This is a genomic window from Streptosporangium sp. NPDC020145, assembly GCF_040631275.1.
Lineage (GTDB): Bacteria > Actinomycetota > Actinomycetes > Streptosporangiales > Streptosporangiaceae > Streptosporangium.
The window spans coordinates 223,285-246,191 of the sequence record NZ_JBEXZT010000005.1 but is presented as its reverse complement, the minus strand read 5'-3'; the positions used below and the strand labels follow the sequence as shown (position 1 = coordinate 246,191).

The window sequence follows — 22,907 nt, the reverse complement described above, 5'->3', positions numbered from 1 at the left end:
GTCCGTGATCCGTCGGGGAGGGACACCGGACGGGCCCGTCGGTGAAAGGCACCCGGTGCGGGACGCCGGGTGGGTTTACGGCCGGACACGTCACCGTCCCGGACCGGCACGAGAACGGCACCTGCGAGGGGGCCGGGGAACGTGTCCGTCGTGCGCACGGCCGCCGAGCTAGCGAGAGGTGACTGACCGTGAAGATCGTTGCGACCGGCGCAACCGGGGCCGCCCGTGCGAAGCCGTATGTGAGACCGCGGCGTTGTGGTGCCTCCGTGGGGAACGTGCCCCGCGGGACGATCCGCCGGGTGCCGGGCGCCGGGAGCGCCCGGTGATCTCCGCGGTGGTCTCCGGGGAGTCCCTCACCGTCATCGCGTCGGCGGGCGCGGCGGCGTTCGTCCTGGTGGCCGTGTTCACCGAGTTCACCCGGCGGTTCGCCCTGCGGCTGAAGATCGTCGATCGTCCCGGGGCGTACCGGCCGCACCGGCGCCCGACGCCCCGGCTCGGCGGACCGGCCGTCGCGGCGGGAACGTTGCTGCCCACGACCGCACTGGCCGGCGAGTGGAACCTCCAGCTCATCATGATCATGATGAGCGGTGTCCTCGTCGCTCTACTCGGGGTGATCCACGACTGCAGGCGGCTGCGGCCCGCGTGGCGGCTGGCCGTCGAGAGCGTCGCCGCGACCCTGGTCGTGGCATCCGGGGTGCGCGTCGAGATCTTCGGCGCCTGGATCGACATGGCGGGCACGCTGCTGTGGATCGTGTTCGTCGCCAACGCGTTCGCCATGATCGACAACACCGACGGCGTGCTCGGAGGCGTCGGCGCCGTGGGCGCGGGCATCCTGGCCGTCACCGCGCTCGCCTCGGGCCAGCCCGCCTTCGCCCTGCTCCTGTTCTCGCTGGCCTGTGGCTGCGTGGGCTTCGCCGCCCACGGCTGGAGCCCCGCCCGCATTCGCATGGGCAAGGCGGGCCCGCTGTTCGTCGGCTTCACCCTGGCGGCGAGCGCGGTCGCGGTCTCCGGCCAGGCGGAGCCGGTCACGGTCGTCCCGGCGCTGCTGCTCTTCGCCTTCGTCCCGGTGCTCGACACCTGCCTGGCGGTCGCCGCCCGTCAGCGGGCCGGCCGCCCCTGGCTGCTGGCGGGCCCGGACCACTTGGCGCACCGCTGCGTCGCCGCGGGTCTCACCGCACGGCAGGTCGCCCTGGTCATGAGCGCCGCGGCCACCGCGGCGGGCCTGCTCGGCATGTACGTGATGCTCGGCCGGGTGCCGGGGGCCGTCGCGCTCCCCGGCGTCGTCTGCGCCGGTGCCGGGCTTCTGGCGTTCCTGGTGCGGATGCCGGGACGCTACCCCGTCGCCCCGCTCCGGGCCCGCCGCCTGGGAAGGGTCACGGCTTCCGCGGAGGGGAGAGGGTGAACCCGCCGGGCTGCTGCCTGCCGGAGCGCTTCCTCAGGTAGGCGGCGAACTTCCTGGAGAGCTTACGGTCGGCGAAGTGGCGGCCGGTGAACTCGCGTTCCGCGAGGTTCTGGCCGTCGTCGCCCAGCCGGGGCGACGGCTGGGCGTGCGCGGTCGGTTCGGGGACGGGTTCCGCGCCCGCCCCGGTCGCCGTGAACATCGGCCCGGCCGCGACCAGGGCCATGCCGAGAAGGATGGGCGTCACACGTCTTGCGGTCATCTCGAACTCCCCCGCCGGTGGTGAACTTCAGGGGAGACACGGGTGGGGCCTCCCCGCAGTCCGTGGTACCGGCCGCGGCCGGGGGCGGCCCGCGCGACCCGCGAGATGCTTGCCGAAGGATCGCGGACTGTTCTCCGGGCGTTGACGCCGGTCAGCCGGTCGCCGCCTCGATCCGGTAGAGGGGGCCGGACAGGCTCAGGGCGTACAGCTCGCCGTCGTGGTCCTCACCGAAGGAGGACAACTGTTCGATCCTGCCCACCTCCTCACCGGCCCCGGGCCGGTCGGCGGGGGTCGTCCTGACCCAGCCCGCACAGAAGTCGCCGTAGAGGAAGCGCCCGGACAGGGCGGGGACGCGCGTTCCCCGGTAGACGTGCCCGGCGATGACCGAGCAGTTCCCGCCCTCGTGCAGGGGGTACTCGATGACCGGTTCGGCCGTTCCCGTGGCCTGGCCGCCTCGGAAGTCGTGTTTGCCCTCCCTGCGGTTCCAGCCGTAGTTCACGCCGCCCTTGCCCTTCGGGGCGAAGTCGACCTCCTCCCAGGAGTCCTGGCCGACGTCCCCGATCCACATGTCGCCCGTCTTCCTGTCGAAGGAGAACCGCCAGGGGTTCCGCAGGCCGTACGCCCATATTTCGGGTTTCGCTCCCTGGGTGGCCGTGAAGGGGTTGTCCTCCGGCACCCGGTACGGCGTGCCACGCGGGTCGATCCTGAGGATCTTGCCCAGCCAGGTCCCGGTGTTCTGGCCGTTTCCCTGCGGGTCTCCCCCGCTGCCCCCGTCGCCGAGGGCGATGTAGAGGTAGCCGTCCGGCCCGAAGGCGAGCTGCCCCCCGTTGTGGTTGGCGTACGGCTGCCGCTGGAAGAGCACGTCCCTGCGGTTCGTGGCCCTGACGCCGTCGAAGGCCCACTCGGTGACGTGGGTGTGCCCCTCGGCGTCGGTCCAGTCGAGGTAGAGGTGACCGCCGTCCGGATGGAAGGCGACGCCCAGCAGGCCCTGCTCGTTTCCTCCGCTCACCTCGGCGGAGAGGTCCACGACGGGTTCCGGCGCGACCTTGCCGTCCTTCACCGCGCGCAGCCGCCCGGTCTGCTCGGCGACGTAGAGCGTCTGGTCGCCCTTGCGTACGGCCATCGCCACCGGCATGTCGAGCCGCGCCAGCTCGGTGAACCGTACGGGCGAGGCGGCGGCCGGGGCCGCGGCGGGGGTGGGGGTGGAGCAGGCCGAGACGGAGACCAACAGGGCCGCGCATAACGCGGCCGCTCCCGGCCCGGTCCCACGGGAGATCGACACATTCCTCATGTCCCAATCATGCGTCGTGGGCCCGCGAGCGTTTCCGATCACAGGAACTAGACTGCGGACATGCCTTCAGCACTGATCACGGGCGCGACGGCCGGCATCGGTGCCGCCTTCGCGCGACGGCTCGCCGCCGACGGGTTCTCCCTCGTCCTGGTCGCCCGCGACGAGGAACGGCTGAGCGCCGCCGCCGAGTCCCTGCGCCTGCGGTACGGGGTCGAGGCCGAGGTGCTCGCCGCCGACCTGGCGACCGACGAGGGGTTGGAGCGGGTCGAGGCGCGGCTGCGCCAGGGGGTCGACCTGCTGGTCAACAACGCGGGCTTCGGCCATCCCGGCTCGTTCCTCGACGTCCCGGTCCCCGACGAGCTGCGGATGCTGAAGGTGCACTGCGAGGCGGTGCTGCGGCTGACGATGGCCGCGCTGCCCGGCATGCGCAAGCGGAACCGGGGCGCGGTGATCAACGTGGCGTCGGTCGCGGCCTTCCTCAACCGCGGCACCTACAGCGCCTCCAAGGCCTGGGTCGTCAACTACAGCGAGTCGATGGCCGCCGAGCTGGTGGGGACGCGCGTGCGGGTGATGGCGCTGTGCCCGGGGTTCGTCAGGACCGAGTTCCACGAGCGTGCCTCGATGGACACCTCGGGCATCCCCGGTTTCCTGTGGCTGTCGGCCGACGACGTGGTGAACGAGTCCATGCGCGACCTGGCGCTCGGCAAGCGGGTGAGCGTGCCCGACCTGCGCTACAAGGTCATCGTCGGGGTGAGCAGGCTGGTGCCCCGCGGTCTCGCGGCCGGTGTCTCCCGGCGTCTCGGCCGGAGATGACCGGAGACAGCCGGGAGGAACGGAAACGGAGAAGGAAGGGCCCGCGCGGCAGGAGGGGGTTGCGGCGCGGGCCCTTCCGGTACTCGGATCGGTCAGACGTGCAGGTTGGCCGGGTGGCCGATCGACAGACCGGAGACCGGGTCGAAGAAGTGCAGGTTGTGGGTGTCGACGACCAGCTCGACGTTCTGGCCGGGACGGACGTGGCTGCGGGAGTTGACGCGGGCGGTCCACAGCGACTTGTCGCCGACCAGCGGCAGCGTCGTCTCCTCGTCCTCACCGGCGTCCGCGGCGGCGACGGTGTCCTGGTGCTGGACCGGCGGGGCGTCGATCAGGAACAGGACGTTGATCTCGGAGCCGAGCTCCTCGGTGACCTCGGCGCGCACCTGCAGGCGGCTCCAGTGGCCCGGAGCGCCGCTGGCGGCGGCCGCGTCGTCGAAGTCGGAGGGCCGGACGCCCAGGATGACCTTCTTGCCGAGCCACTGGTCGAGACCGGGCTTGTCGGTGAAGCTCTGGTTGGGCACCGGGAGCTTGATGCCGGCGAACGAGACGAAGGCGCCGCCGTCACCGCGGACGAGCTCGGCGTTGACGAGGTTCATCGACGGTGAGCCCATGAAGCCCGCGACGAAGAGGTTGACCGGGCTGTCGAAGAGGTTCTGCGGGGTGTCGACCTGCTGGAGCAGACCGTCGCGCAGCACGCAGACCCGGTCGCCGAGGGTCATGGCCTCGACCTGGTCGTGGGTGACGTAGACGGTGGTGACGCCGAGGCGGTCGTGCAGCGTGTTGAGGGAGGCGCGCATGGAGACACGGAGCTTGGCGTCCAGGTTGGACAGCGGCTCGTCCATGAGGAAGGCCTGCGGCTCACGCACGATGGCGCGGCCCATCGCGACACGCTGACGCTGACCACCGGACAGGGCGGCGGGCTTGCGCTTGAGGTACTGCTCAAGGCCGAGCATCTTGGCGGCCTCGTTGACCCTCTTGGAGATCTCCGCCTTGGGCATCTTGCGGAGCTTGAGGCCGAAGGCGAGGTTCTCCTCGACCGTCATGTGCGGGTAGAGCGCGTAGTTCTGGAAGACCATGGCGATGTCGCGGTCCTTCGGCGGCAGGTGGTTGACCACCCGGCCCCCGATGGAGATCTCGCCGCCGCTGATGTCCTCAAGGCCGGCGATCATGCGCAGAGCGGTGGACTTGCCGCAGCCGGACGGGCCGACCAGCACCATGAACTCGCCGTCCTTGATCTCAAGGTCAAGGCCGTTCACGGCTTTGACACCGCCTGCGTAGATCTTGTCGACTTTGCTGAGAACGATGGATGCCATGGAAGTCCTTAGCGCCTCGGGCCAAACCCGCGTTCACCCGATGTGGATACGTTTTCATGCATCTCACCGGAAACGAAGATCCCTGTCAACCCCTCAGCCGGTACTACCTTGTCAGCGGCGCTTCCGTTATCTCTCCGCGCTGGATCGAATACTGAAAACATGATGGAATCGTTTCCATGAGCATGCGTCGTACGACCATCAAGGACGTCGCGGAGGCGGCGGGGGTCGGGGTGGCAACGGTCTCGCGGGTTCTGTCCGGGGGGTCGGCCAGCCCCGAGACCAGGGAGCGGGTGCTGACCGTCGCGGCCCAGCTCGACTACCGGCCGAGCGCGCTCGGCCGTAACCTGCGCCAGCAGCGCTCGGGCGGGATCGGGCTGCTGTTGCCCGACATCACCGACACCTTCTACGGCCGGCTGGCCGACGGCGTGCTCGCCTGCGCCCGTTCGGCGGGCGAGCCGGTGATCCTGGGCGCCACGGGCGACGACGAGGAGCGCGAGGGCGAGCTGATCGGCATGCTGGTCGAGCAGGGCGTCGACCGGGTGATCGCGGTGCCCTCGGGTGAGGGCGAGATCTGGGCTCCGACGCTGCGGGCCGGGCTCACCACGGTGTTCGCGCACCGGAGCGCGGGCGGGCGCGACGAGGTGCCCTCGGTGCTGGCCGACGACCGCGCGGGCGTGCGGACCGCGATCGACTATCTGACGGGCCTGGGCCATCGACGCATCGCCTACCTCGGCGGCCCCGGGCAGTCCCAGCGCCTGACCGCCTTCCGCCAGGCGCTGGGCCCCCTGGTCGACGAGGAGCTGATCGTGCTGGCGCGCGGCACCAGGGACTCCGCCTACGCCGCGGCGGCCGGGCTGTTCCAGCACCGGCCCGACCTGACCGCCGTGCTCGCCGGGGGCAACCTGCTGGGCGAGGCCGCCGTGCTCGCCGCGAGGGAGCTGGACGTACGGGTGCCCAGGGACCTGTCACTGATCATGTTCGACGACGTTCCCTGGGCCGAGCTGTGCTCTCCCCCGCTGACGGTGATCGCCCAGCCCGCGCGGGACATCGGCTACCGGGCGGCCGAGCTGGTGCTCCGCGCGGGCGGCAGGCGCCCGCGCGGTGTGCTTCTGCCGACCGAGCTGATCGTGAGGGGAAGCTGCGGACCTAGAGGGTCTTCTCGATCGCCGCGATGACGGCCGGGTCGCCGGGCTCGACGCCCGGCCGGAACCTGGCCAGCACCTCGCCCTCACGCGAGACCAGGAACTTCTCGAAGTTCCACTGGACGTCCCCGGCCGTCCCCTCGGCGTCCGGGGTCTCGGTGAGCGAGGCGTACAGCGGGTGCCGCCCCTCACCGTTGACATCGGTCTTGGCCAGCAGCGGGAAGTCCACGCCGTAGGTGGTCGAGCAGAACTCCTGGATCTCCTCGGGGCTGCCGGGCTCCTGCCCCATGAACTGGTTGCAGGGGACCCCGACGACGGTGAGACCCGCCCCGCCGTAGGTCCGCTGGAGTTCGACGAGCCCGGAGTACTGCGGGGTGAGGCCGCAGCGGGAGGCGACGTTCACGACGAGGGCGGCGCCGTCCCCGGCCAGCTCGGCGAGGGTCGTCGGCGCGTCGGCAAGAGTGCGCAGAGGAATATCACGAATGCTCATGATCTGCACCCTAAACCCGCTGTCACATCCAAGAGTTATGACACCCGGGAAAGGAAATGTGACGGACGCCACAGGTGATTCGACGGCCCCCTGAGCAGGCACTTGATCCTTTTCTAACCGATCTTTGACAGAAGGCTTGACAAAGCCTGTCGGCTGGCCCGCTGGAAATCACTGGGGCATCGTGACGGCGTCCCCCGAAACCGGCGAAAGGTCACTTTCCTATGCCGACGCCACGCCGTACCAGCCTGTCGCTGGGCCTCATGGCGCTCGCCGTCAGCACCACCGCCACGGTCGTCGACGTCTCCCCTGCGGCCGCCTCGTCGTCCGCGTTGCGGGGCAACCAGGCCCTCGCGGCACCCATGGTGGCCGCCAGGGGCTGGAGCCGCGCCAACTTCGACTGTCTCCGGCGACTCTGGACAAGGGAGAGCAACTGGAACCACAGGGCGCACAACCGCTCCTCCGGCGCGTACGGAATCCCCCAGGCACTGCCCGGGAAGAAGATGGCCGACGCGGGCCGGGACTGGCGGACCAACCCCAGAACACAGATCAGATGGGGCCTCGGTTACATCCGGCAACGCTACGGCTCGCCGTGCGGGGCATGGGCGCACTTCCGCTCCCACGGCTGGTACTAGATCCAAACCCCAAGGCGGGGTGATTTTCGTCTCCCGCCGGTCTCCAGGCAGATCACCGCCGGTCAGGTGATCACCGCCGAACCACCCGCATGCCGCGAAGATCGGGCAAACACCTTCCCCGCACGTGTCCCAGGCGCCCGTCGCCGCTCCTCCGGCGTACTAGAAAGCCGCCTAGGAAACACGTCGCGGTGTCTCATGCCGGAAACGGGCCGGCGAGACCACGCGGGCGTCCCCGCCCGAGCCACGGGTGCCGGATCGTCGAGCGCGCGGGGGACTCCGGTTCCACGCGCCTTCCCGCACGCGGCCAGCGGACAAGGATGAAAGTGGACAGAAACCGTGTTCTGCGCAACACCGTTCTGAGCATGATCGCCGCCTCGACCGTGGTCGGTTCGGCGTCCATCGGACGGGCCGACGACATCACGACGACCGCGAACGCCGGTACCACCGAGGCGACCGGCACCGCCGGCGGCCCCGCGGCGTCCGAGGAGGCCGCCCGGACCGGGAGGGCCGCGGCCGTGGCCGTGAGTCCTCAGGTCAGGAGGGTCCACCGGGCCGTCTGGGTCACCAGGACCGTGCCCAAGGTCAGAACGGCCGCCAGAACATCGAAAAGCAGGAACAAGGCGATCGCGTTCCGCCTCGTCGCGCGCCGTTCGTGGTCTCGCGACCAGTTCCAGTGCCTGGACAGTCTCTGGACCAGGGAGAGCAACTGGAACCACCAGGCGCACAACCCCTCTTCGGGTGCCTACGGCATCCCCCAGGCCCTGCCTGGTTCGAAGATGAGGGGCGTCGGCGGGGACTGGCGGTCGAATCCGGTCACGCAGATCCACTGGGGTCTGCGCTACATCAAGAGCCGCTACGGGTCACCGTGCGGCGCGTGGGGTCATTTCCGGTCAAGAAACTGGTACTGACCTGGGGAGTGTCCAGGGGAAGGGAACACTCCCCCGGCGTCCGGGGCCGACAGGTCCCGGACGCCACCCCGTTCACCTCCCCGTACGGCCCGGGCCGTGTCCGGTGGCCAGCAGGCACCCGGGCAGCTCCTAGTGACCGAGGGCGCTCAGGCCCAGCAGGAGTGACTGCCGTTCTGCGGTGGTCAGGACCTCGTACGGCACGGCGGCCCTGCGGTTCGTGTCCTCCTCGATGCGCTCACGGGAGGGGCCGGAGGACAGGCCGACGATCTGGGTGGCGGTGAGACCGGCCTCCTCCCACGCGGCGGCGTGGGCGTCGGCCCGGTGGTAACGCAGCGCGGCCAGCCGGTTGAACAGCAGCACCCCCTCTGAGGTCCCCTCCGGTTCGTACGGCGGCGCCGCCTGGGCGAAGGCCTCGCCACCGCTGTCCGCCGAGGCCTCGACGAGCCGCCCGGCGAGACCGGCCAGCTCGGGCAGCCGTTCGGCGTGCCCGGCCCACATCTCCCCGGTCACCGTCGTGTGCAGGCCGTACAGCTCCGTGATGAAGGCCAGCGCCCTGGGGGTGGCGCGCAGGGCGCCGTCGTGGTCGGTGACGAGGGTCCCCTGGGCGAGCTGGACCCCGATCTCGTTGTCGTCGAACGGGTTGTACCGGTAGAGCGCGGCCAGCCCTCGCCGGGTGAGCGGGCGGGCGGGGAGCACGTACCGGAGATCGACCAGCAGGTCCGCCTGCAGTCCTGACCGTTCGACGAGTTCCCGGCCGAGCGGCCTGCCCGCGATGAGGACGCCGAGGTGGACGGCGTCGATCAGCGGGGCGATCGACGCGGCGTAGCCAGGCAGATCATCGAACCGTGACATGCTGCGCTATCCTGCCGTATTTTCCTTGAAGCAGGAGTACTTAGGCGGCGGAAACAGCCGACCGGCCGGATATTCGCGCCGAACGCCGTGGCTATCTGACGACGACGAAGACGGCGGCCCCGAGCGCGGCGGCCATCGTGCCGAGCCAGGCGACGAGGGCGTCCACCCGGACGTCGAGGGGACTGCCCTCGTGCAGGGCGCGCTGCACGCGCCGGTAGCGGACGCCGGTGCGGGCCAGCAGGAGGGCGCCCGCGGCCGCGGAGAGGAAGAAGGGGGTCACGGCCGCCGGGGGCACCCCGGCGCGCAGCGCGACACCGCCCGCCCCCAGGCCGCCGACCGCCTGCACCGCGGCGGTGCGAACCCAGGCCAGCCGGGTCCGCTCGTTCTGCAGCCCCTCGTCCCAGATGGGGATCATCGGCCCAGGAGGATGAGAACCATGGCGAGCACGGCCACGGCCGCGACGCCGTATCCCAGGAGAGGGGCGATGGCGGGTTCGGGCAGCGGCGCCGCCTGGCGCAGGGCGCGCTGCACCCTGCGCCAGCGCGGGTAGGCCATCGCGGCGCACAGGGCCGAGAGCGAGACCAGGGTGACCGCCAGTACGGTCCTCATCCACGGGACGAAGACGTCGGCGGAGACGGCGGCCATGGCGACGCCGCCCGCGCTCAGGGCGAGCGACGTGCTGAGCCAGGTGAGGAACGTGCGTTCGTTCGCGAGGGTGAATCGGGGGTCCGGTTCGTCCCTGGATAGGTCCATATTGACGACGCTAGTTCAACCATATTTCCCATAGAGAACCCGGGAATGCGGGAGGCCTTCCCCTTTTCTCCGGCAGGAAAAGCGCCTCTCAGCTGCAGGCTTCGGTCAACTTCCTGATCCAGGCCACCGAGTCGTTGCCCGCCTTCTGCACGGCGTCGACGGCGCTCTGCGCGTCGGTGACGTCCAGGTTCTTCAGGCTCTCGGAGACGTCGTCCGCGGCCTGCTTGAGCGTGGTGTTGGACGCCTTGTCCGCCAGCTCTCCCAGCTTCGCGGCCCCGTCGTTCAGCGCCTTCTCCGCCGCGCCGGGGTCGTCGGCCAGGGTGGCGAGCTTCTTCACCGTGTCGGTGACGATGCCCGCGGCCTGCACGCACTGCTGGGCCTTGTCGACGCCGTCCGAGACCTGCTGGATCTCCGCGCAGCCGGAGAGAAGGAGGACGGCGGCCAGCCCGGAGGCGGCGATGGCGGGAATTCGTCGCGGAAGGGGTCGCATGCCCCGACCCTACCCAAGTGCCCGGCCAGGCAGGCGCCGCCGTATCGGCCTTGTCACCCCATGGAGACTCCCCATGCCCGGTCCCCGCGCCCCTGGGGGTGTCCTGGGGGTAAGTAGAGTGGACTGGCCCGCCACGGTGCCGTCCGTGGATCTCGCAGGGGCGGGTTCGCGGGCCGGGCCGCGCGACGGCTCCGGCCGTACGGCCGGCACGACGATCCACCGAGAGGAACCATGTCCACCTGCGACCACCTCACCCAGGCCCAGAACCCGGCGCCCCGCACTCCCGAGGGGTGCGAGGAGTGCCTCGCGACCGGAAGCCGCTGGGTCCACCTGCGCAGATGCCTGTCATGTGGGCACATCGGCTGCTGCGACTCCTCGCCGAACAAGCACGCCAGCGCCCACTTCGCCCAGGAGGGGCACCCGGTCGTCGCCTCCTTCGAGCCCGGCGAGAGCTGGCGGTGGTGCTACGTCGACGACATCCTCGGCTGAGGGGAACCCTCAGTCCCGCTCCAGGGTCGCCTCCTCGAAGTCGAGTTCGTGCATGACCCTGTTGAGCACCTCGTCGTCGAGACGCCCCTCGTCGCGCAGACGCACGAACACCTCGCGGCCCGCGGCGAGCATCTCCCTGCGCAGCCGCCGGTAGACGGTGCTCGGCGTCTCCTCACCCCTCGGCCCCGTGCCGCCGCCGAGGCGCTCCCAGGCGGTGAGGGCGCGGCGCTCGGCCCGCGACCTGAGCTGGTCGACGACCTCCCGGTGCACCTCGTCGATCCCCTCGGCGACCAACTCGTCGAGGCGGGCCAGCTCGGCCGCGGCGGCCGCCTGCTGGGCCGCGGCCTCGGTGAGGTTGTCGTTGAAGACCTCCTCCTCGTTGGAGATCCGCAGCCGCCTGATCAGCGCGGGGAACGTCAACCCCTGGATCAGCAGGGTGCCGATCACCACGACGAAGGTGAGGAAGAGCAGCGTCGGCCGCCCGGGGAAGTCCGGCGGGATGGCGAAGGCGGCGGCGAGTGAGACGACGCCGCGCATTCCCGCCCAGCTGACGACGACCGTGTTGCGCCACGACGGCGCGTTCGGCTCGTTCCTGCGCACCCCCGCCGACAACACCCGGGGGAGGTAGATGCTGGGCACGACCCAGACGGCCCTGGAGAGCACCGCGGCGGCGAAGACCGCGACCGCCATGCCGGTGAGCAGCCAGGGGTCGGCGTCCCTCAGCTCCGTCATGATCGGCCACAGCTGCAGGCCGATCAGGGCGAAGACGATCGTCTCCAGGAAGAAGTCGACGACCCGCCAGACGGCGCCGGACAGCAGGCGGGTGCCGAAGCCCGCGCGGGGCATGCGATGACCGACGTAGAGGCCGACGATCACCACCGCGATCACACCGGAGACGTGTACGGCCTCCGCGGCGAGGTAGACGCCGAACGGGATGAGCAGCATGACGGTGTTCTCGACCAGGGCGTCCCGCAGCATCAGCAGGACCCTGGCCAGGCACCAGGCGAGCACCAGCCCGACGACCACGCCTCCGACGGCCGCGTAGAGGAACCGTCCCACGGCGTCCAGCCAGCTGATCCCCTCCCCGAGCGCGGCGGCGACGGCCACCCGGTAGGCGGTCAGCGCGGTCGCGTCGTTGAAGAGGCTCTCCCCCACCAGGATGGTGACCACCTTGCGGGGCAGCCCGAGCCTGCGGGCGACCGCGACGGCGGCCACCGCGTCCGGCGGCGCCACGATCGCGCCGAGCGCGAAGGCGGCGGCCAGCGGCAGCGACGGCATGAGCAGGTGGACGACCCAGCCGATGACGAGCGTGGTGAACAGCACCAGCCCGATCGAGAGCAGCGCGACCGGGCGCCGTACCGCCTTGAGACGCATGTAGGAGCTGTCGATGGCCGCGGAGTAGAGCAGGGGCGGCAGGAAGACCAGCAGGACCAGCTCGGGGTCCAGCTGGTAGCCGGGCACGAACGGCGACAGCACCAGCCCGGCGAACACCAGCAGCAGCGGCGACGGCCACCCCCTGCGCCTGGCCACGGCCGCCACCGCGATCGCGATGATCGGAACGACCAGAAGCTGTACGGCGGACGCCTGGTTCATCCCACTCCTCACCCGTTCGGGTGATCAGACTACGGGATGGCCCTTCGGTGATCCGTCAGGTCACCAGTCGCGGCGTTCCTCGTGCTCCGGACGCAGCCGCTCACCGGTCGAGTGCGGCGACTCCTGGGAGCGTGAGCGCGAGCGCCTGTCCTGCTGCTGGCCTCCGAAGATGCCCAGCGGGTCGGACGGGTCGACGTCCTGCTGGTAGGCGGGCGGCTCCTGGTAGGAGGTCTGCTGCTCCTGGTAAACCGGCTGTTCCTGGTAGCCCTGCGGGCCGTACAGGTCTCTCAGGTCCGCCGGATGGCCCGCCTGCCTGGCGCCGAAGGCGTAGGGATCGGGCTGCGCCGGGGCCGGATAACCGTAGGGGTCGGGCTGCGCCTGAGGGTAGGAGTGGGCCGGGAAGCCCGAGGGGTCGGTCGTGCCCGCCTGGACGTAGGGGTCGGCGGGACGCTGTCCGGAGCGCTGTCCGGGGCCCTGGGACGCGTAGGGGTCGGCGGGCAGCGGGGCGGGGGCCGTGACACCGTACGGGTCGGGGCGGTTCTGCGGCGCGAACGGGTCGGGCTGCTGGGCGAACGGGTCGGGCTGCTGAACGGGAGCGGCGGCGTAGGGATCGGCCTGCTGGGCCGGGCCACCGTAGGGGTCGGGCTGGTGGGCGGGGGCCGTGGCGTAGGGATCGGGCTGCCTGGCCGCGCCGTACGGGTCCTGGGGCTGCGCGCCGTACCCCTGCGGGGCCGCTCCGCCGTAGGGGGCGGCGGGCTGCTGGGGCGGATAGAGGTCGCCCGGCATCTGGTAGACCGGCTCCGCCTGGCCGTGCCCGGCCTGCTCGGCGGGCTGACCGTAGGGCAGGCTGTCGTTGACGATCATGTTCTCCCGGGGCACCACACCGTCGGGACCGTATCCCGCGGGCGGGCGCTCGACGGGCGGGACGGCGCCTCTGGCGACGAGCACGTCGGTCGGGCTGAGCGCGGCGGGACGCGGTTCCTCGGCGGCGGGGACCACCTGGGTGGCCGCGGGGTCGGTGTACTGCTGCGGCGGGCTCGCGTAGTCCTCAGGCGCCGGCCTGGCGTACTGCCCGGTCCCGGGGAACCCGTTGGGGTCCTGGTAGCCGCCCTGCCCCGTCGCCTCGCCGACCTCGTCGGGGTACTGTCCCCCGGCCTCGACGAACCCCTCGTCGAGGGTGTCGACCAGGCGCCCGACATCGTTCATGGGCATGCGAAAACTGGCGGTGCACATCTCGCCGCGCCACAGGCTCAGCACCAGGGTGCCTTCGTGCCAGGTGACCCGGAGCACCCGCTCCTGGCCACGCTCGTCGAAGAACACCTCACCGAACGACGGCAAGGGGACAACTTCCGACATAGAGGACATAGTGCTTTAACCAGCCTTTATTCGTCCACTCAACCCCGGAAAACCCTACCGAACCGGTCTTTCCACCCCCATCCTCCATCCCGGTGAGCCGAAACGGGCGATCTTCTTTGACCGTACGAGGGCGGTGATCCGGATTGATCCAGCCAAGTCTGCCACGCGCCGCGAGCCTCGCGTCCCGGAATGCCGGGATGCGCACAGGGGGTGACTCACCGGAGCCAGCCGCGTCTGTCGGGGGAAGCCGGTACGGTTGGCTGTCGTGCCGACCGACTCGATCACCTCCGCCGAAGACGCCCCCACGGCGGTCCCCGCGACCGCGCCTGACCTGCCCCAGGTCGAGGAGTTGCTGAGCGCCGCCGTCGAGGCGGTCGGCGGGGTCGAACGCCCCGGCCAGATCGAGATGGTGCGGGCGGTCCAGCGGGCGATCTCCTCCGGCGACCACCTCGCCGTCCAGGCGGGCACCGGCACCGGCAAGTCCCTGGCCTATCTGATCCCCTCCATCCGGCACGCGATGTCATCGAAAGGCGCGGTGATCGTCTCCACGGCGACCATCGCGCTGCAGCGTCAGCTCGTCGACCGCGACCTGCCCAGGCTCTCCGAGGCCCTCGCCCCCCGGCTGCCGCACCAGCCGACCTTCGCCATCCTCAAGGGCCGCCGCAACTACCTGTGCCGCTACAAGGCCGCGGCCGGCTGGCCCGAGGAGGAGCAGGACCAGCTCTTCGACCCGCGCGAGGTCAACGCGACCGGCCGGATGGTCCAGCGCATCCAGGAGTGGGCCCAGGAGACCGAGACCGGCGACCGCGACGAGCTGGTGCCGGGCGTCAACGAGCAGGCCTGGCGGCAGTTCTCCGTGAGCTCACGCGAGTGCCTGGGCGCCACCCGCTGCCCCAGCGGCGCCGAGTGCTTCGCCGAGCTGGCCAGGGCCCGCGCGGGCGAGTCCGACGTCGTCGTCACCAACCACGCGCTGCTGGCCATCGACGCCATGGAGGACTTCTCCCTGCTGCCCGAGCACGAGGTGGTCGTGGTCGACGAGGCGCACGAGCTGGTCGACCGGGTCACCTCGGTGGTCAGCGGCGAGCTGTCGGAGGCCATGGTCTCGGTGACGGTCCGCCGGGTCGGGCGGCTGATCGAGCAGGCGATCTCCGACCGGCTCATGGAGGCGGGCGAGCAGCTCAAGGACCTGCTCGCCGTCGCCCCCGCCGGGCGCCTCGACGAGCTGCCCCCGGTGCTCGGGATGACCCTGGCCCTGGTGCGCGACGCGGCCTGGGCCTGCATCACCGCGCTCGGCCCCAGGTCCGGCGGCGACAAGGACGACCCGGAGGGCGCGGGCCTGCGCAAGGCGGCCTTCACCGCCCTCGACGAGATCCACGACACCGCGCAGCGGATGCTGGACGCCTTCGGTCACGCGGAGGAGGTCGACCGGGCCGAGGTGGTCTGGCTGGAGGCGGCGACCGACCGGCGCCCGCCCCTGCTGCGGATCGCCCCGCTCACCGTGGCCGGGATGCTCCGCGACAAGCTCTTCGGCGACCGTACGGTGGTCCTCACCTCGGCGACGCTGGCGCTCGGCGGCGCCTTCGACGGCCTGGCCCGCCAGTGGGGCCTCGGCTCGGGGGACGGCAAGGGCGCCAAGGACGGCTGGCGGGGTCTGGACGTCGGCTCCCCCTTCGACCACGCGCGCAGCGGCATCCTCTACGTCGCCAAGCACCTGCCCCAGCCGGGCCGTGACGGCCTTCCCGAGGCCTACCTCGAGGAGATCACCGAGCTGATCGAGGCCGCGGGGGGCCGCACCCTGGGCCTGTTCTCCTCGATGCGGGCCGCCAAGGCCGCCACGGAGGCGCTGCGGGAGCGGCTGAGCGTGCCGTTGCTCTGCCAGGGCGACGACTCAACGATGCTGCTGGTCAAGCAGTTCGCCGAGGACGAGCCGACCTGCCTGTTCGGCACCCTGACCCTGTGGCAGGGCGTGGACGTGCCCGGCCCCTCCCTGCGGCTGGTCATCATCGACCGCATCCCGTTCCCGCGTCCCGACGACCCGCTGAGCTCCGCCAGGCAGCGCCACGTGACCGCCAGGGGCGGCAACGGCTTCATGTCGGTCGCCGCGACCCACGCGGCCCTGCTGCTCGCCCAGGGGGCGGGCCGCCTGCTGCGCAGCCAGCACGACAAGGGGGTGGTCGCGGTCCTCGACCCCCGCCTCGCCACCGCCCGCTACGCCGGTTTCCTGCGCGACTCGCTGCCGCCCTTCTGGCCGACCAACGACCCGGGGAAGGTCCGCGACGCGCTCAGGCGCCTCGGGAAGGGCTGAAACCCGTTTCGCGGATCCTCGCCGTGGCGAGGGTCCGCGAAACAGGCCCTAGAGATCGAGAAGGCCCAGGTCGGGGCGCTTGGGGTCGAGGCCGTCGCCTGAGGAGCGTCCGCGTAGCCTGCGGACGACCCAGGGGCCCAGGTGCTCTCTGACCCACCGGACGTCCTCGCGCCGCCGCTCACCGGGGGTGACCCGCTCACGCGGCGGCCACTGCTTGCGCCACTCGTCCGCGCACTCGACCCCCAGGACGTCGCACACCTTGGCGGCCACCAGCCGGTGACCCTCGGCGTTCATGTGCAGCCGGTCCTCGCTCCAGGCGCGCCAGTCGCGCAGGCCCTGCATCGACCACTGGTCGACCAGGCGGCAGCCGTACAGGTCGGCGATGGATCTGACGTGCATGTAGAAGATCGCGAAGGTGCCGCGGGCACGGCGCATGATCGGGGTGTCACGCGGGTCGACACCGGTGAACAGCAGCACCTCCGCGCCGGTCGCCCGCAGATCCCGTACGGCTCCCGCCAGCAGCCGGGCCATCGCGTCCGGGTCACAGCCGGGGCGCAGCAGGTCGTTTCCCCCCGCGCAGAGGCTGACCAGGTCGGGCCGCATCTCGACCGCCCTGGGGACCTGCTGCTCGACGACCTGGCCGAGCAGCCTGCCCCGCACGGCGAGGTTGGCGTAGCGGAACTCCGGTTCGAGCGCGGCCAGCCGTTCCGCGACCCGGTCGGCCCAGCCCCTGAAAGGTCCGCCCTCGCCGCCGGGGCCGGGGTCGTTCAGTCCCTCGGTGAAGCTGTCGCCCAGCGCGGCGAAGGAGGCGAAGGTACGGTGGCCCACTACACGAGCTCCGCCACGGCCTGCAGCGCCAGCACGTAGGACCTCAGCCCGAAGCCCGCGATCGTGCCGGTCGCCACGCCCGCGACCACCGAGTTGTGCCGGAACTCCTCACGGGCGGCCGGGTTGGAGATGTGCACCTCGACCAGGGGCGCGGTCCGCTGGGCGATGGCGTCGCGCAGCGCGTAGGAGTAGTGGGTGAACGCCGCGGGGTTCAGCACCACCGGGATCCGGCCGTCGGCCGCCTCGTGCAGCCAGGAGATCATCTCGGCCTCGTCGTCGGTCTGCCTGACGTCCACGGACAGGCCCAGCCCCCGGCCCGTCTCCCGGCACAGCGCCGCCAGGTCGGCCAGGGTCTCCGCGCCGTAGACGTCGGGCTCCCTGGTGCCCAGTCGCGACAGGTTGGGGCCGCTGAGCACGTAGACGGGTCTCATCCGATCACCTGGCGATCTCCTCGTAGGCGGCTTCGAGCAGCTCCTCCGGCGGGTCCTCAAGCGGGGACACCTTCGCCAGGTCGTCGAGGACGACGAAGCGCAGCCTGGCGCCGCGGCTCTTCTTGTCAAGGCGCATGTGTTCGCGCAGACCGGGCCAGGCGTCGCGGCGGTAGGCCGTGGGCAGCCCGACGGAGGTCAGGATGGACCGGGTGCGCTCGACGACGGCGGCGCCGATCCGGCCGTCCAGGCGGGACAGCTCGGCGGCGTAGACCATGCCGATGGCGACGGCCTCTCCGTGGCGGATCCGGTACCCCTCGGCCCGTTCGATGGCGTGGGCCAGGGTGTGGCCGTAGTTGAGGATCTCCCGCAGGCCGCCCTCACGCAGGTCGGCGCCGACCACGTCGGCCTTGATCTGCACCTTGCGCTCGATGAGCTCGCGGGTGTGCCGCCCCTCGGGGTGCCTGGCCTCCTGCGGGGCCTCCTCGATGAGGTCGAGGATCACCGGGTCGGCGATGAAGCCGCCCTTGATGACCTCGGCCAGGCCGCCGACGTAGTCGTCGCGGGGCACCGAGACCAGCGTGGCCAGGTCGCACAGCACGCCCGCCGGAGGGTGGAAGGAGCCGACCAGGTTCTTGCCCTCGGGGGTGTTGATCCCGGTCTTGCCGCCGACCGCCGCGTCGACCATGCCCAGCAGCGTGGTCGGCACCTGCACGACCTTGACGCCGCGCAGCCAGGTGGCGGCGGCGAAGCCCGCCAGGTCGGTGGTCGCCCCTCCGCCGACGCCGACGACCGCGTCGGAGCGTGTGACACCGTGCGCGCCGAAGGCCGACCAGAGCCCGGCGGCCACCTCGACCGTCTTGGCCTGCTCGGCGTCGGGCACCGGCAGCGCGACGACCTGGTAACCGGCCGCCTCGATCGCCCCGCACACGGGCCTGGCGATCTCCGGCAGGCTCGCCGGGTGGACCACCGCGACGGTGCGGACCGCGGGACCGAGCAGGGCGGGAAGCTCGCCGAGCACCCCGGTGCCGATCACCACGTCGTAGGGGGGCTCTCCGGACACCTTGATCCTGGAGGTCGTCATGATCCGAGTCCCTTCACGATCTCGTCGACGACCTGTTCCGGGTCGCGCTCGTCGGTGGCCACGGTGAGGACGGCCAGCCCCTCGTAGATCGGGCGGCGGTCCTCCATGAGCTTCTTGAGCCGGCTGCGCGGGTTGAGCACCAGCAGTGGCCGGGCCGAGGCCAGACCGACCCGCTGCACCGCCTGCGCCAGGCCGACCTCCAGGTAGACCACGGGGTGACCGGCGAGCAGTTCCCGCGTCGCCTCGGCCAGCACCGCGCCGCCGCCCAGGGACAGCACGCCGTCGTGTTCGTCGAGCGCCAGCCGTACGGCCCGCGCCTCAAGCTCTCTGAAGTGCTCCTCGCCGTCCTCGACGAAGATGTCACTGACCGGTTTGCCCGCCGTGGCCTCGACGTCGGCGTCGGTGTCGCGGAAGGCGACCCCCAGCCGTTCGGCGAGCAGGTGGCCTACGGTCGACTTGCCCGCGCCGGGGGCGCCGACCAGGACTACGCGGGGACTCACCGTTCCTCCTCGGTTCGCACGCTCACTTGATCACCATCGAGGAGAGGTAGCCGGACAGGTTCCTGGCGACCTCCTCGACGGAGTCACCGCCGAACTTCTCCACCGCGGCGTCGGCGAGGACCAGCGCGACCATCGCCTCGGCGACGATCGCGGCGGCGGGCACGGCGCACACGTCGGAACGCTCGTGGTGGGCCTTGGCGGCCTCACCGGTCAGCACGTCGATGGTGGCCAGTGCCCTGGGCACGGTGGAGATCGGCTTCATGGCGGCGCTGACCCGCAGCGGCTCGCCGTTGGTCATGCCGCCCTCGACGCCGCCCGCGCGGTTGGTGATGCGGCGTACGCCGTCCGAGGTGTTCTCGATCTCGTCGTGGGCCCGGGAACCGGGACGGCGGGCGGTCTCGAAGCCGTCGCCGACGGCGACGCCCTTGATGGCCTGGATGCCCATCAGCGCGGCGGCCAGGCGGGCGTCGAGACGGCGGTCCCAGTGGGTGTAGCTGCCCAGGCCCGGCGGCAGGCCGTAGGCGACGACCTCGACGACCCCGCCGAGGGTGTCGCCGTCCTTGTGGGCCTTGTCGATCTCGGCGACCATCGCGGCGCTGCCCTCGGGGTCGGCGCAGCGCACCGGGTCGGCGTCGACGGCGGCCATGTCCTCGGGGCCGGGCAGGACGCCCGGCGTCGCCTGCGCCCCTCCGATGGAGACGACGTGGCTGACGATGTCGACGCCCAGGGCCTGCTTGAGGAAGGCGCGGGCGACCTGGCCCAGGGCGACCCTGGCGGCGGTCTCGCGGGCGCTGGCCCGGTCGAGCACGGGGCGGGCGTCGTCGAAGCCGTACTTCTGCATGCCCGCCAGGTCGGCGTGGCCCGGCCGGGGGCGTGAGCGCGGCGCGTTGCGCGCCTGCCCCTCCAGCAGCGCGGGATCGACCGGGTCGGCCGCCATGACGGTCTCCCACTTGGGCCATTCGGTGTTGCCGACGCGGATGGCGACCGGGCTGCCGAGCGTGCGGCCGTGCCGTACGCCGCCCACGATGTTCACCACGTCCTGCTCGAACTTCATCCGGGCGCCACGGCCGTAACCGAGGCGGCGTCTGGCCAGTGCCCCGTCGATGTCGGCCGTGGTCACCTCCACCCCTGCGGGCAGGCCCTCAAGGATCGCGACGAGCTCGGGGCCGTGGGATTCTCCGGCGGTCAACCAGCGCAACATGGTGACAAGTCTTCCATGTGCCGCCCACTGGAATGGCCGAGGCTCACTGGTTGAGACGCTCCGGCATGTCAGCGGATTCCCTGGGCCGTGAGGATGACCGCGAAGGCACCGGCGGCCATGAAGGGGCCGAAGGGGATCTCACTGCCGCGTCCCGCCCGGCGCGCGGCCACCAGGGCGCCGCCGTACAGGCCTCCGGCGAGGAAGCCGAGGAAGGCGCCGGTGACCAGGGCGTCCCAGCCGAGCCGGCCGAGCGCCACGCCCAGCGCCGCCGCGAACTTGACGTCGCCGAGCCCCATGCCCTCCGGGTTGACCAGGAAGAGCAGGAGGTACAGGCCGGTCAGGACCAGGCCGCCGAGCAGCGCCCTGGCCAGGTCCGGGGCGCCGTCCCGTGTCAGGGCCGCGGCCGTCAGCGGCGCCACCGTGCCCAGGAAGGCGGCGGCGGTGAGCCGGTCGGGCAGCCGGTGGACGGCGACGTCCACGGCGACCAGGGCGACCGTGACGGCCGTGAGCCACCCGTAGGCGGCCAGCTCGGGCCATGGGTACCGCGACGCGAGGGCGGCCAGCGTCACCGCGGTGAGGACCTCGGCCACCAGAGGCGGCGGGCCGATCCGTGCCCGGCACCCCGGGCAGCGCCCGGCCGCGAGTCTCAGGGACGCGACCGGGCCGCCGCCGACCGCCGTGGCGCAGCGCGGGCAGGCGTGCCCGAGGAGGGCCTCCTCCCCGACCGAGTGGCGGATGGCCAGGTCTCTCGCCCAGAAGCCGAGCGGCAGCCCGGCCAGGGCGGCGACGAGGGGCAGGAGGTGGTTCACCGCGCCCCCGGGGAAGGTCGGCCGTGTTCGTCCACGGCCCGAACCCTAACGCGGGAAGGTCAGTCCCGGCCGCGTGACGACCTGCCGACCAGCGGCCAGCCGAGGCGGCGGCGCCGGGGGACGGCCGTCTCGGATCCGGCCTCCTTCCGGGCCTCCGTTCGGGCCTCCATTCGGGCCACGGTGACCCCGGGGGTCTCGGAGCCGAGCCGGTCGAGGGTGCCGGCCCCGACCGCGGCGAACGCCTGCAGCACGGCTCCCTCGATCACGAACGGCACCGGGCCCGCGACGTCGATCACCACGGCCGCGGCGTCCTCGTGCGCCGCCGCCTGGCAGACCTGCGGGGTCGTCGCCTGGATGGGGCGGGCGTCGGGACGCCACAGCTTCAGCGGGCCGGTCCCGGTGAAGGCGAGCACCGCCTGCCTGCCGTCCTTGCCGACGAGCTTCGGCAGGGCCATCTCGCTCTCCTTCTCCTGCCGCAGCCCGTGCTCGCCGACCTCGGACTCCGTCAGCAGGGCCACGACCGGGACGAGCAGCCGCGCCCCGCCGAGGGCGGCGATCACCGCGCCCACGTCGGCCGTGCCCGCGGAGAAGGCGGCGAGCGCGGACGAGACGGCGGCGTCGGCTGAGCCGTCGTCGCCGGGGACCAGTGGCTGGGGAATGCTCGGCACGACCCCGAAGCCTACCCTCGGTGACCGGCGGGTCCTCGGCCGAGGGAGGGTCACCGGGCGGCGTCGAAGACGATCTCGACCCGCCGGTTCCTCGCGCGGTTCGCCTCGACGGGAGCGCCGTCGACGATGTTGGGCACCTTGGGCCTGGACTCGCCGAACCCCCTGGCCAGCAGGGTCGTCCCGGTGCCGGCGAGGGCGGCCCGCAGGATCTGCCCCACGGCCCGTGCCCGTCTGAGCGAGAGCGCGTCGTTGTAGGCGTCGCTCCCCTGGTCGTCGGTGTGCCCCTCGATCCTGACCTCGCTGCCCGCGGACTCGGCGCGGACGCGCTCGGCGATCCGCCGCAGGCGCAGCTTCGCCCCGGTGGTCAGCACGGCCCTGTCGAGGGCGAACAGCACGTCGCTGGTGAGCGCGACGGTGATCTGTTCCCCGCGTTTCGACTCGCTCTCCGCGCCGTCGAGCGACTCGACCTCGGCGACGACGTCCTCGACACGGGTGACGATCTCCTCGACCCCGGCCGTGGCCGCCTCGGGGTCGGCGGGGTCGGCCCACGCGGCCGCCGGATGTCCCACCGTCAGGACGAGTGTGAGCGCCAGGGCCGTGAGACGTTCAGGAGATCGGGACATCGGCGAACACGCCCAGCACCTTGAGGTCCACGTTGATCTTCGTGACGTCCGGCGGCGGGGCGGCGAACGCCGCGTGCAGCGGCAGCACCTCGTCCGGCTCGGTGAACACGTCGTAGCTGGAGCACAGGCAGGTGACCTTGGGGTAGGCGCCGGTGCGCGCGACGGTGTAGCGCTTGCCGTTGACCGGGTCGACCAGGCTGATCCCCCCGACGGTCAGCCCGAGACCGCCCGGGGTGTCCCCCATGTCGTTGCTCATCTGCCATCTGGCGTCGCCCGTGTTGGTGACCGTCCAGGTCAGCGTGGCCAGCCTGCCCTGCCGCCTGAGGCCGGTGATCCGTACGACCAGGTCGGCGCCGCCCGCCTTGACCTTCCTGGCGGCGATCACCTTCTCCTGTTCGACGTCCTGCTCGACGGGCACGTCCCGCTGCTCCGAGGGCTGTTCCGAAGACCTCTCCGCGGGTTGCCCGGCGGCCCCGGTCGTGGCCGCGGAGGCGGGGAGCGGCTGCCTCTCCTCACCGCCGCCGCCCCGCTGCCCGGGGAGCGCCCCGCATCCGCTCAGCACGGCCGCCAGCACGGCGGCGGCCAGCGCCGGCGTGATCCCTCTTCCCATCGTGCTTGCACCTCTTGCCCGTCGTGGTTCGCGTCGGCCCCGACCGTAGGCGGGCCACCTTCAGGACG

26 protein-coding genes are annotated in these 22,907 nt (G+C 71.9%); 7 read left to right on the top strand and 19 right to left on the bottom strand.

Annotated features, from left to right (window positions below; genetic code table 11):
• Nucleotides 1-322: 322 nt before the first annotated feature.
• Nucleotides 323-1,402, top strand: a complete 1,080-nt coding sequence (locus ABZ463_RS12100) for an MraY family glycosyltransferase (RefSeq protein WP_352011487.1) — start codon at nt 323-325, stop codon at nt 1,400-1,402.
• On the opposite strand, the gene ABZ463_RS12095 is transcribed toward ABZ463_RS12100, so the two are convergent.
• Both ABZ463_RS12095 and ABZ463_RS12090 read right to left on the bottom strand, forming a co-directional pair.
• Nucleotides 1,374-1,661 (bottom strand): hypothetical protein, encoded by a 288-nt coding sequence (locus tag ABZ463_RS12095; protein ID WP_352011486.1) that lies wholly within the window; start codon nt 1,659-1,661, stop codon nt 1,374-1,376. The genes ABZ463_RS12100 and ABZ463_RS12095 overlap by 29 nt on opposite strands.
• A gap of 151 nt (nt 1,662-1,812) precedes the next feature.
• Nucleotides 1,813-2,889, bottom strand: a complete 1,077-nt coding sequence (locus tag ABZ463_RS12090) for a PQQ-dependent sugar dehydrogenase (RefSeq protein ID WP_362775627.1) — start codon at nt 2,887-2,889, stop codon at nt 1,813-1,815.
• 123 nt (nt 2,890-3,012) lie between these two features.
• Here ABZ463_RS12090 and ABZ463_RS12085 point away from each other — a divergent pair, with 123 nt between their 5' ends.
• Nucleotides 3,013-3,765 carry an SDR family oxidoreductase gene (locus ABZ463_RS12085; protein ID WP_352011484.1) on the top strand — a complete coding sequence of 251 codons (753 nt, stop codon included), beginning with the start codon at nt 3,013-3,015 and terminating at the stop codon, nt 3,763-3,765.
• A 92-nt stretch (nt 3,766-3,857) separates the two neighbouring features.
• Here ABZ463_RS12085 and ugpC read toward each other — a convergent pair whose 3' ends face one another.
• Nucleotides 3,858-5,078, bottom strand: coding sequence for a sn-glycerol-3-phosphate ABC transporter ATP-binding protein UgpC (ugpC, locus tag ABZ463_RS12080; RefSeq protein WP_352011483.1), 1,221 nt, complete (start codon nt 5,076-5,078; stop codon nt 3,858-3,860).
• A gap of 176 nt (nt 5,079-5,254) precedes the next feature.
• Between ugpC and ABZ463_RS12075 the strand changes: the two genes are divergently transcribed.
• On the top strand, nt 5,255-6,253 hold the full coding sequence (locus ABZ463_RS12075; RefSeq protein ID WP_352011482.1) for a LacI family DNA-binding transcriptional regulator: 999 nt from the start codon (nt 5,255-5,257) through the stop codon (nt 6,251-6,253).
• On the opposite strand, the gene ABZ463_RS12070 is transcribed toward ABZ463_RS12075, so the two are convergent.
• Complete coding sequence (locus tag ABZ463_RS12070; protein WP_352011481.1) at nt 6,225-6,710, bottom strand: glutathione peroxidase; 486 nt, start codon at nt 6,708-6,710, stop codon at nt 6,225-6,227. The genes ABZ463_RS12075 and ABZ463_RS12070 overlap by 29 nt on opposite strands.
• Nucleotides 6,711-6,931: 221 nt before the next feature.
• On the opposite strand from ABZ463_RS12070, the gene ABZ463_RS12065 reads away from it, so the two are divergent.
• Both ABZ463_RS12065 and ABZ463_RS12060 read left to right on the top strand, forming a co-directional pair.
• Nucleotides 6,932-7,342 (top strand): transglycosylase SLT domain-containing protein, encoded by a 411-nt coding sequence (locus ABZ463_RS12065; protein ID WP_352011480.1) that lies wholly within the window; start codon nt 6,932-6,934, stop codon nt 7,340-7,342.
• A 323-nt stretch (nt 7,343-7,665) separates the two neighbouring features.
• Nucleotides 7,666-8,250: a lytic transglycosylase domain-containing protein gene (locus tag ABZ463_RS12060; RefSeq protein WP_362775623.1), complete on the top strand. Its 585-nt coding sequence runs from the start codon at nt 7,666-7,668 to the stop codon at nt 8,248-8,250.
• A 129-nt stretch (nt 8,251-8,379) separates the two neighbouring features.
• On the opposite strand, the gene ABZ463_RS12055 is transcribed toward ABZ463_RS12060, so the two are convergent.
• The 4 genes from ABZ463_RS12055 to ABZ463_RS12040 form a co-directional block, all read right to left on the bottom strand.
• Nucleotides 8,380-9,102: a hypothetical protein gene (locus tag ABZ463_RS12055; RefSeq protein WP_352011478.1), complete on the bottom strand. Its 723-nt coding sequence runs from the start codon at nt 9,100-9,102 to the stop codon at nt 8,380-8,382.
• Between the two features lie 91 nt (nt 9,103-9,193).
• Nucleotides 9,194-9,517, bottom strand: a complete 324-nt coding sequence (locus ABZ463_RS12050; protein ID WP_352011477.1) for a DUF202 domain-containing protein — start codon at nt 9,515-9,517, stop codon at nt 9,194-9,196.
• A complete protein-coding gene (locus tag ABZ463_RS12045; protein WP_352011476.1) occupies nt 9,514-9,855 on the bottom strand; it encodes a DUF202 domain-containing protein in 342 nt (113 codons plus the stop codon). The genes ABZ463_RS12050 and ABZ463_RS12045 overlap by 4 nt, the downstream gene beginning before the upstream one ends.
• Nucleotides 9,856-9,943: 88 nt before the next feature.
• Nucleotides 9,944-10,345, bottom strand: a complete 402-nt coding sequence (locus ABZ463_RS12040; RefSeq protein WP_362775620.1) for a hypothetical protein — start codon at nt 10,343-10,345, stop codon at nt 9,944-9,946.
• 231 nt (nt 10,346-10,576) lie between these two features.
• Between ABZ463_RS12040 and ABZ463_RS12035 the strand changes: the two genes are divergently transcribed.
• Entirely contained in the window at nt 10,577-10,834 is a 258-nt protein-coding gene (locus ABZ463_RS12035) for a UBP-type zinc finger domain-containing protein (protein WP_352011474.1), read from the top strand.
• A gap of 9 nt (nt 10,835-10,843) precedes the next feature.
• On the opposite strand, the gene ABZ463_RS12030 is transcribed toward ABZ463_RS12035, so the two are convergent.
• Both ABZ463_RS12030 and ABZ463_RS12025 read right to left on the bottom strand, forming a co-directional pair.
• Nucleotides 10,844-12,427: a Na+/H+ antiporter gene (locus tag ABZ463_RS12030; protein ID WP_352011473.1), complete on the bottom strand. Its 1,584-nt coding sequence runs from the start codon at nt 12,425-12,427 to the stop codon at nt 10,844-10,846.
• 60 nt (nt 12,428-12,487) lie between these two features.
• Nucleotides 12,488-13,783: a hypothetical protein gene (locus ABZ463_RS12025; RefSeq protein WP_362775617.1), complete on the bottom strand. Its 1,296-nt coding sequence runs from the start codon at nt 13,781-13,783 to the stop codon at nt 12,488-12,490.
• 265 nt (nt 13,784-14,048) lie between these two features.
• On the opposite strand from ABZ463_RS12025, the gene ABZ463_RS12020 reads away from it, so the two are divergent.
• The gene (locus ABZ463_RS12020) at nt 14,049-16,088 is read left to right on the top strand and encodes an ATP-dependent DNA helicase (protein WP_352011395.1); all 2,040 of its coding nucleotides are present in this window, start codon (nt 14,049-14,051) and stop codon (nt 16,086-16,088) included.
• Nucleotides 16,089-16,136: 48 nt separating this feature from the next.
• On the opposite strand, the gene ABZ463_RS12015 is transcribed toward ABZ463_RS12020, so the two are convergent.
• The 9 genes from ABZ463_RS12015 to ABZ463_RS11975 all read right to left on the bottom strand — a co-directional run bounded on the left by ABZ463_RS12015 (nt 16,137) and on the right by ABZ463_RS11975 (nt 22,839).
• The gene (locus ABZ463_RS12015; RefSeq protein ID WP_352011394.1) at nt 16,137-16,916 is read right to left on the bottom strand and encodes an SGNH/GDSL hydrolase family protein; all 780 of its coding nucleotides are present in this window, start codon (nt 16,914-16,916) and stop codon (nt 16,137-16,139) included.
• Nucleotides 16,916-17,347: a type II 3-dehydroquinate dehydratase gene (gene aroQ, locus ABZ463_RS12010; RefSeq protein WP_352011393.1), complete on the bottom strand. Its 432-nt coding sequence runs from the start codon at nt 17,345-17,347 to the stop codon at nt 16,916-16,918. Before aroQ ends, ABZ463_RS12015 begins: the two co-directional genes overlap by 1 nt.
• A 4-nt stretch (nt 17,348-17,351) precedes the next feature.
• Complete coding sequence (gene aroB / locus ABZ463_RS12005) at nt 17,352-18,428, bottom strand: 3-dehydroquinate synthase (RefSeq protein WP_352011392.1); 1,077 nt, start codon at nt 18,426-18,428, stop codon at nt 17,352-17,354.
• Entirely contained in the window at nt 18,425-18,928 is a 504-nt protein-coding gene (locus ABZ463_RS12000) for a shikimate kinase (protein WP_352011391.1), read from the bottom strand. The genes aroB and ABZ463_RS12000 overlap by 4 nt, the downstream gene beginning before the upstream one ends.
• Before the next feature lie 22 nt (nt 18,929-18,950).
• Complete coding sequence (gene aroC / locus ABZ463_RS11995; protein ID WP_352011390.1) at nt 18,951-20,129, bottom strand: chorismate synthase; 1,179 nt, start codon at nt 20,127-20,129, stop codon at nt 18,951-18,953.
• Nucleotides 20,130-20,197: 68 nt separating this feature from the next.
• Nucleotides 20,198-20,938: an A24 family peptidase gene (locus tag ABZ463_RS11990; protein WP_362775613.1), complete on the bottom strand. Its 741-nt coding sequence runs from the start codon at nt 20,936-20,938 to the stop codon at nt 20,198-20,200.
• A gap of 59 nt (nt 20,939-20,997) precedes the next feature.
• Nucleotides 20,998-21,606: an SseB family protein gene (locus ABZ463_RS11985; RefSeq protein ID WP_352011388.1), complete on the bottom strand. Its 609-nt coding sequence runs from the start codon at nt 21,604-21,606 to the stop codon at nt 20,998-21,000.
• Between the two features lie 50 nt (nt 21,607-21,656).
• Nucleotides 21,657-22,229, bottom strand: coding sequence for an OmpA family protein (locus tag ABZ463_RS11980; RefSeq protein ID WP_362775611.1), 573 nt, complete (start codon nt 22,227-22,229; stop codon nt 21,657-21,659).
• Entirely contained in the window at nt 22,213-22,839 is a 627-nt protein-coding gene (locus tag ABZ463_RS11975) for a hypothetical protein (RefSeq protein ID WP_352011386.1), read from the bottom strand. The genes ABZ463_RS11980 and ABZ463_RS11975 overlap by 17 nt, the downstream gene beginning before the upstream one ends.
• Nucleotides 22,840-22,907: the final 68 nt, after the last annotated feature.

Bases quoted from the DNA above. Each gene is read 5' to 3' on its own strand.
- ABZ463_RS12095 (WP_352011486.1), bottom strand. From the start codon at position 1,661: ATGACCGCAAGACGTGTGACGCCCATCCTTCTCGGCATGGCCCTGGTC.
- ABZ463_RS12085 (WP_352011484.1), top strand. From the start codon at position 3,013: ATGCCTTCAGCACTGATCACGGGCGCGACGGCCGGCATCGGTGCCGCC.
- ugpC (WP_352011483.1), bottom strand. From the start codon at position 5,078: ATGGCATCCATCGTTCTCAGCAAAGTCGACAAGATCTACGCAGGCGGT.
- ABZ463_RS12075 (WP_352011482.1), top strand. From the start codon at position 5,255: ATGAGCATGCGTCGTACGACCATCAAGGACGTCGCGGAGGCGGCGGGG.
- ABZ463_RS12070 (WP_352011481.1), bottom strand. From the start codon at position 6,710: ATGAGCATTCGTGATATTCCTCTGCGCACTCTTGCCGACGCGCCGACG.
- ABZ463_RS12065 (WP_352011480.1), top strand. From the start codon at position 6,932: ATGCCGACGCCACGCCGTACCAGCCTGTCGCTGGGCCTCATGGCGCTC.
- ABZ463_RS12055 (WP_352011478.1), bottom strand. From the start codon at position 9,102: ATGTCACGGTTCGATGATCTGCCTGGCTACGCCGCGTCGATCGCCCCG.
- ABZ463_RS12050 (WP_352011477.1), bottom strand. From the start codon at position 9,517: ATGATCCCCATCTGGGACGAGGGGCTGCAGAACGAGCGGACCCGGCTG.
- ABZ463_RS12045 (WP_352011476.1), bottom strand. From the start codon at position 9,855: ATGGACCTATCCAGGGACGAACCGGACCCCCGATTCACCCTCGCGAAC.
- ABZ463_RS12040 (WP_362775620.1), bottom strand. From the start codon at position 10,345: ATGCGACCCCTTCCGCGACGAATTCCCGCCATCGCCGCCTCCGGGCTG.
- ABZ463_RS12035 (WP_352011474.1), top strand. From the start codon at position 10,577: ATGTCCACCTGCGACCACCTCACCCAGGCCCAGAACCCGGCGCCCCGC.
- ABZ463_RS12030 (WP_352011473.1), bottom strand. From the start codon at position 12,427: ATGAACCAGGCGTCCGCCGTACAGCTTCTGGTCGTTCCGATCATCGCG.
- ABZ463_RS12025 (WP_362775617.1), bottom strand. From the start codon at position 13,783: ATGTCGGAAGTTGTCCCCTTGCCGTCGTTCGGTGAGGTGTTCTTCGAC.
- aroQ (WP_352011393.1), bottom strand. From the start codon at position 17,347: ATGAGACCCGTCTACGTGCTCAGCGGCCCCAACCTGTCGCGACTGGGC.
- aroB (WP_352011392.1), bottom strand. From the start codon at position 18,428: ATGACGACCTCCAGGATCAAGGTGTCCGGAGAGCCCCCCTACGACGTG.
- aroC (WP_352011390.1), bottom strand. From the start codon at position 20,129: ATGTTGCGCTGGTTGACCGCCGGAGAATCCCACGGCCCCGAGCTCGTC.
- ABZ463_RS11980 (WP_362775611.1), bottom strand. From the start codon at position 22,229: ATGTCCCGATCTCCTGAACGTCTCACGGCCCTGGCGCTCACACTCGTC.
- ABZ463_RS11975 (WP_352011386.1), bottom strand. From the start codon at position 22,839: ATGGGAAGAGGGATCACGCCGGCGCTGGCCGCCGCCGTGCTGGCGGCC.